Source organism: Bartonella sp. AA86SXKL, assembly GCF_042196885.1.
In genome coordinates this window covers 1-768 of the sequence record NZ_JBHIRE010000276.1, presented here as the reverse complement: position 1 = coordinate 768, position 768 = coordinate 1, and the positions used below count along the sequence as shown (strand labels likewise).

At 41.4% G+C, this 768-nt stretch carries 1 protein-coding gene; it reads right to left on the bottom strand.

Annotation, left to right across the window (positions count from 1 at the left end; translation table 11 throughout):
* Positions 1–768 (bottom strand): hypothetical protein (locus ACFIO5_RS11515; RefSeq protein WP_375705482.1); only part of this gene is annotated, 768 nt, incomplete at both ends.

Sequence of the window (768 nt, the reverse complement as noted above, 5' to 3'; positions counted from 1 at the left end):
CGTTTTGTATCTTGTATATAAGAAAAGGCTTGTTCGTTGAGAATGACCAGATCAACAAGGAGTCCACGCATACGCCAATATTCGTGCGCTTTAAGCAGCTCACGCAGGACAGTTATATCTCCTTCATTATCTAATCTGAGAAGACAGATTGGAAGGTCTCCTGAAATGGACATAGGCCAAAGATCAGATTGTTTACCAAGAGTTTTTGCTAAATTTTTTGGAGAAAGACGCCATATCGGGTCGGGATAGAGAAGAGGCGTTGCATATTTTTGATAGGTCATCGCTTCTCTAAGCTGGATACCACTCTGATACAGTGAGACTTGTGAGCGTGTCCATGCCATTGAAAGTTCCTGTTGAAGCATATTGGGTTGTTGATAATGTTTAATAGGATTATGCAGTGTTTCTTTTGCATTGGCAGCAAAAGTCCAAAAAATAAGTTCTGCTCTTTCATGTGCCGGAATTTTTATACGGCATCGAATTGAAATTATTGGATCAAGAACGCAACCTTGACTGTTGCTAAAGCAGGCATTACGATCAAATGCAGCGGGTCGATGCAGAGATCGTCCTCGACCAATAAACAGGGAGCGATCCGTTTCGGCTTCTGTTTCTTGGATGTTATCCATTGTACCGGTAACAAAATGGGCAACGTGAATTTCAGGATCATTAGGTGAGCGTTTGCGCCTTTTAGCAAAAATAGTTTTTCCTTGTTCACCAATTTCTGTTTCTATAAACATACCTGAAAAAGAAGGATGAGCCTGGTCAGCATCC